5 protein-coding genes and 3 tRNA genes are annotated in these 4,084 nt (G+C 63.8%); 5 read left to right on the top strand and 3 right to left on the bottom strand.

Annotation, left to right across the window (positions count from 1 at the left end; genetic code table 11):
• Nucleotides 1–303 (bottom strand): xanthine phosphoribosyltransferase (locus MUO23_03705; protein ID MCJ7512057.1); only part of this gene is annotated, 303 nt, incomplete at its 3' end.
• Between the two features lie 193 nt (nucleotides 304–496).
• Here MUO23_03705 and lexA point away from each other — a divergent pair.
• Entirely contained in the window at nucleotides 497–1,153 is a 657-nt protein-coding gene (gene lexA / locus MUO23_03700; protein MCJ7512056.1) for a transcriptional repressor LexA, read from the top strand.
• A gap of 18 nt (nucleotides 1,154–1,171) precedes the next feature.
• On the opposite strand, the gene MUO23_03695 is transcribed toward lexA, so the two are convergent.
• Nucleotides 1,172–1,915 (bottom strand): class I SAM-dependent methyltransferase, encoded by a 744-nt coding sequence (locus MUO23_03695; protein ID MCJ7512055.1) that lies wholly within the window; start codon nucleotides 1,913–1,915, stop codon nucleotides 1,172–1,174.
• A gap of 124 nt (nucleotides 1,916–2,039) precedes the next feature.
• On the opposite strand from MUO23_03695, the gene MUO23_03690 reads away from it, so the two are divergent.
• From MUO23_03690 to MUO23_03680, 3 genes are all read left to right on the top strand, one after another.
• Nucleotides 2,040–2,115, top strand: a tRNA-Pro gene (locus MUO23_03690).
• 150 nt (nucleotides 2,116–2,265) lie between these two features.
• Complete coding sequence (locus MUO23_03685) at nucleotides 2,266–2,592, top strand: hypothetical protein (protein MCJ7512054.1); 327 nt, start codon at nucleotides 2,266–2,268, stop codon at nucleotides 2,590–2,592.
• A gap of 499 nt (nucleotides 2,593–3,091) precedes the next feature.
• A tRNA-Gly gene (locus MUO23_03680) sits at nucleotides 3,092–3,163 on the top strand.
• 182 nt (nucleotides 3,164–3,345) lie between these two features.
• On the opposite strand, the gene MUO23_03675 is transcribed toward MUO23_03680, so the two are convergent.
• Nucleotides 3,346–3,528 (bottom strand): hypothetical protein, encoded by a 183-nt coding sequence (locus tag MUO23_03675; protein MCJ7512053.1) that lies wholly within the window; start codon nucleotides 3,526–3,528, stop codon nucleotides 3,346–3,348.
• A gap of 368 nt (nucleotides 3,529–3,896) precedes the next feature.
• On the opposite strand from MUO23_03675, the gene MUO23_03670 reads away from it, so the two are divergent.
• Nucleotides 3,897–3,969: transfer RNA gene (locus tag MUO23_03670), tRNA-Ile, on the top strand.
• The last annotated feature ends 115 nt before the right edge of the window (nucleotides 3,970–4,084 follow it).

Genomic DNA, 4,084 nt, shown 5'->3' with positions numbered 1-4,084 from the left:
TTTGGTGTGGGACGGGGCGAGTGTCAGGTAGATCTGATCCGGCATCGTGATGGGCTTGGTCTTGCGGGCATATACCACCGGCAGGCCGAGATGAAAGGCCGTGGTCAGCGCGGGCGCGATCCCCGATATCTCCGCCGTCAGGACTTTGGTCGCGCCCAGCGAAGAGAACAGGTCGGCTAGAGCCCGGCCGCAGGCGTCCATCAGGCGGGGATCGACCTGGTGGTTGATGAAGCCGTCAACCTTGAGGATGCCGTTGCCGAGGTTCTTTCCATCGGTGAGGATACGCAGCCGGAGTTCGTCCATCCCGCCCTTCCCTGATCCAGGTGCCTTCAATTCTACTGAGGCCGCCCGACCTCGGCAATTCGCCCGGACCACCGTTGGGCGCCCTCCCCATCGGCCGGACACGGGTCCGGCTTGACATAGAACGAATGTTCCGCTAGAATCCGAACAGGCGTGCGGGTCGGCTGAAGGCGGCCTCGCAGCCGGGGAGGTGGGTGTGAAGGGCAAACTGTCCGATCGCCAGCGTCGCGTGCTCGAGTTCATTCAGCGTTATCACGAGGAGGCAGGCTATCCGCCCTCGATACGGGAGATCGGCCGAGCCGTAGGCATCTCGTCAACCTCGGTCGTCAACTACAACCTCAATCGTTTGGTGGAGGAGGGCTACCTGGATCGGCAGCAGAACGTGTCCCGCGGCCTGCGGTTGACTGACAAGATCGGCCGGGCTGGGCAGCGGGCGGCCGACATCATCCGGGTCCCGCTGATCGGCCGAATCTTCGCCAGCGAGCCGGTGCCGCTGCCGGGCACTGACAGTCCAATGTTTGACACCGACGAGGCTCTCGAGATCACCCGCGACCTGCTGAGCTCGACCGACGGGGTTTTCGCCCTCCAGGTCAAGGGCGATTCGATGATCGACGCTATGGTGAACGATGGCGACATCGTCGTGATGAAGCGCGAGACCGAGTGGCGCAACGGCGACCTGGTCGCCGTCTGGCTGAGCGACAAGGAAGAGACCACCCTCAAGCACATCTACCGCGAAGGATCGCGAGTCCGCCTGCAGCCGGCCAATCCGACTATGTCCCCGATCTACATTGATCATCCGGAGACGCTGGAAGTCCAGGGCAAGGTGATGCTGGTGGTTCGTCAGCTGGCCTGACCCGCCGGCGGATCCGCCCTAGGGCGCAATCGCAACGACGAGCATTCGCCTGGAATGCTCGTCGTACTTTTCCCCCTCGTAGCCTCCCAGCAGGCTGCTGCCGGCGAAACCCGCCTCCCGGACCGCATCCTGAATCTCTCCTGGCTCCCAGAGATGCAGGCGCTGCCAGTAGCTATGACGGACCACGCCGCCGTCAGGCAGAAGCTCATCCAGCAGCCATTCGATGTTGGCGGACCGCCGGCCGGCATCCCACCGCTGGCGGGCGTAGACCTGGACCGGCCGCTGAGTCTGGGGTTCGCGAAAGGCCGCTAACGGTTGCGAGGGGTCAAGGTCCTGGGCGCGAAGGTCACGGGGGAGGGGGAGCTCGGCCGCGAAGATGCCGCCGGGCAGCAGATGCCTGCGGGCACAGCGAAGGGAGCGCCGGGCCTGGCTCAGCGGGAGCAGGGACAAGGTATTGCAGGGACACAAGGCGATGCGGAACCGATCCGGGAGCCGGAAGCGAGTCATGTCGCTCAGCCGGTAGGCCAAGGAGGCGGGAAGCGAAGGCGGCCGGTGCTGCTCCGCCCAGGCAATCATGTCCGGATCCGAGTCGATGCCTGTGACGGCCAAGCCCTGCCGGGCAAGATGCGCCGCCACCCGGCCGGTGCCGCTGCCGAGTTCGAGCACGGGAGACCCGGCGGCGGAGGCCAGCCGCCTCCAGAAGGGGAGATCGGCTCGGAATGATGCGTACAGCCCGGCATACAGTCTCGGTAGCTCGCTCATGCCCGCTCGTGGCCTCGCCGGTCCAAGCGCTCCGGCGAATGCGTGTGAGACGATTGTCGCGCAGTTTGCCTGCGGGCCCCACTTCTTGACCGCGGCCGATGCGGCCGGTATACTCGCCTCGCATCGGGGTGTAGCGCAGTTGGCAGCGCACCGCGTTTGGGACGCGGGGGTCGGCGGTTCAAGTCCGCCCACCCCGACCAGGATTGATAGCACGACTACAACGACTGACCCGCGAGCCTTGATCTGGATGGTTCCCATTCGACGCAATCGGCTTTCAATAGATCCCGGCAGTTGTGCGGCTGGTTTCTCACGCTTGCGCCCTCCGCTCACGGCAGGGCCAGGAGATGAAGATGCCCGGAGCCAAAGTCTCTTCCTCCAGCCGTCGGGTTGACGTCGTCGTGGTTGCAGCCCACTATGGGCCCGACCGACGTCTGCAGTGGGTACAGGCCTACGAGCGTCGCGGCCGAGTGTGGAGCGACAAGTTCGTGCTGGACCGAGGGGCGCTGGTTGACCGCCTGCGGAGCAAGAAACGGGTGCAGTCCGGCGCAGCCCGCGCCATCCCGGGCGACTTCGAACTCGGACCGGCGCTGAAGCTGATCGGGCGCGACGGTTCACCCTCGATCGCTGTCGAGGGGAAGACGGCGGGCTCGGACGACTTGGAGGTGCCCGTGCTGTGACCTCTGGCGGGGAGAACGAGCCCTTCCTCTGCAAGGCTCCTGCGCCGCCGCGCCAGACGTTGATCGGGTCTTCTGCAGTGTCCGCCTGAGTACGCGACTCGAATCCCCGAGCGGGAATTGCGCACCGCCCGAACCTCGATGTCAACCTAGATCCCATCCTCCTTCGAAGCGCCGTGGACCTCAGCCGATCCCGAGTTGAGCGCAGGATTCGCTTGATCCGAATGGTGGGCCTAGGAGCCTGCGGAAAAACGCACAGCAACAAGGAGAAAACGGCATAGGTTGGGGTTTGGGCAAAGCCCAAACCCCAACCTATGCCAATTCCTCTATCGTGATGGTTCTTCTACAGCCTGCTGCAGGCGCCAAGCTGGCAGTCAGGCTGGAAGCGGGTTTCCACAGCCAGAACCAGCAGGGACATCGGCGAGGGAGCGCGGTAGAATTATCCGGGAAGCGTCGTACGGAGAGGCTTGAAACTCGTTTCCTAGGTCTGCAAGGGATCTACGCGGGCGTGGCCAAGGGGTAAGGCAACAGCCTTCCAAGCTGTCATTCGCGGGTTCGAATCCCGTCGCCCGCTCTGAACTCTCCATTGGGCCGAGAGGCCGATTGTGCAGTTTTCGTTTCCGTAACTTCCTGTCTATGATGCGAAGCTTCGTGCGAGCGTCGGTGAGAATCGGATTGGGATTGGTTTGATCGTCGAAACTTAAAGCAGAAGGCCCGGCCGATCGTTCCGGCCGGGCCTTCTGCTCAAGCAGGCGACTACTTGGCCTTCTTGACGGTCTTCTTGGCCTTCTTGGCCTTCTTGGCCTTCGGAGCCGTCTTCTTCACGGTCTTCTTCGCCTTCGGTGCAGCCTTCTTGGTGGTCTTCTTCACGGCCTTCTTCTTCGGTGCAGCTTTCTTGGTGGTCTTCTTCACGGTCTTCTTTGCTTTCTTGACTGCCATCGTGCCACCTCAATTTGCAGGATAGTGTGCAATCTACACAATCTTTGCCAGGAATGCAAGGCCCAGAGGGGTCTCTTTCGCGCGGCGGGCGGAGGCCGCCTCGCGGCCGTCTGCAGGCAGGCCGCGTCCCTGAAGAGCAACGGAATGAAGATGCGGCATCGGCGCCGACTACTGCAGGGCGCGCATCAAGTGAGGCGTGTGTGTTTGCGCGGCTGCGGACATATCCCGACGGAGTGTCATGGAGGTCCGGGCGCGGATGCGGGATGCCAACCGTCGTGCATCCAGATGGAGGAAGTCGCGGCGCTCGATGGTTGTCGAATCAGGCCCCGGCGTGCGAGACAGGCGTGATGCGATAGAATCAGGAGCGAGGGCCCGTAGCTCAGGGGTTAGAGCGGCCGGCTCATAACCGGTTGGGCGCAGGTTCAAATCCTGCCGGGCCCATGCGCGGTCGAGGCGATGAGGTCGCTCGCTCCCCGTGACCACGGGCGAAGGATGTCGGCCTGTCGGGGAATCACGCCAGGCCGGCGTGGCGTGCAGGCCTCGGCTTCGACCGCGA

Source organism: Anaerolineales bacterium, assembly GCA_022866145.1.
In the GTDB taxonomy this organism is placed as follows: domain Bacteria; phylum Chloroflexota; class Anaerolineae; order Anaerolineales; family E44-bin32; genus PFL42.
Note: the sequence above shows the minus strand (reverse complement) of the source record. Positions and strands in the feature narration are given on the sequence as shown.

Bases quoted from the DNA above. Each gene is read 5' to 3' on its own strand.
- MUO23_03695 (MCJ7512055.1), bottom strand. From the start codon at position 1,915: ATGAGCGAGCTACCGAGACTGTATGCCGGGCTGTACGCATCATTCCGA.
- MUO23_03685 (MCJ7512054.1), top strand. From the start codon at position 2,266: ATGCCCGGAGCCAAAGTCTCTTCCTCCAGCCGTCGGGTTGACGTCGTC.
- MUO23_03675 (MCJ7512053.1), bottom strand. From the start codon at position 3,528: ATGGCAGTCAAGAAAGCAAAGAAGACCGTGAAGAAGACCACCAAGAAA.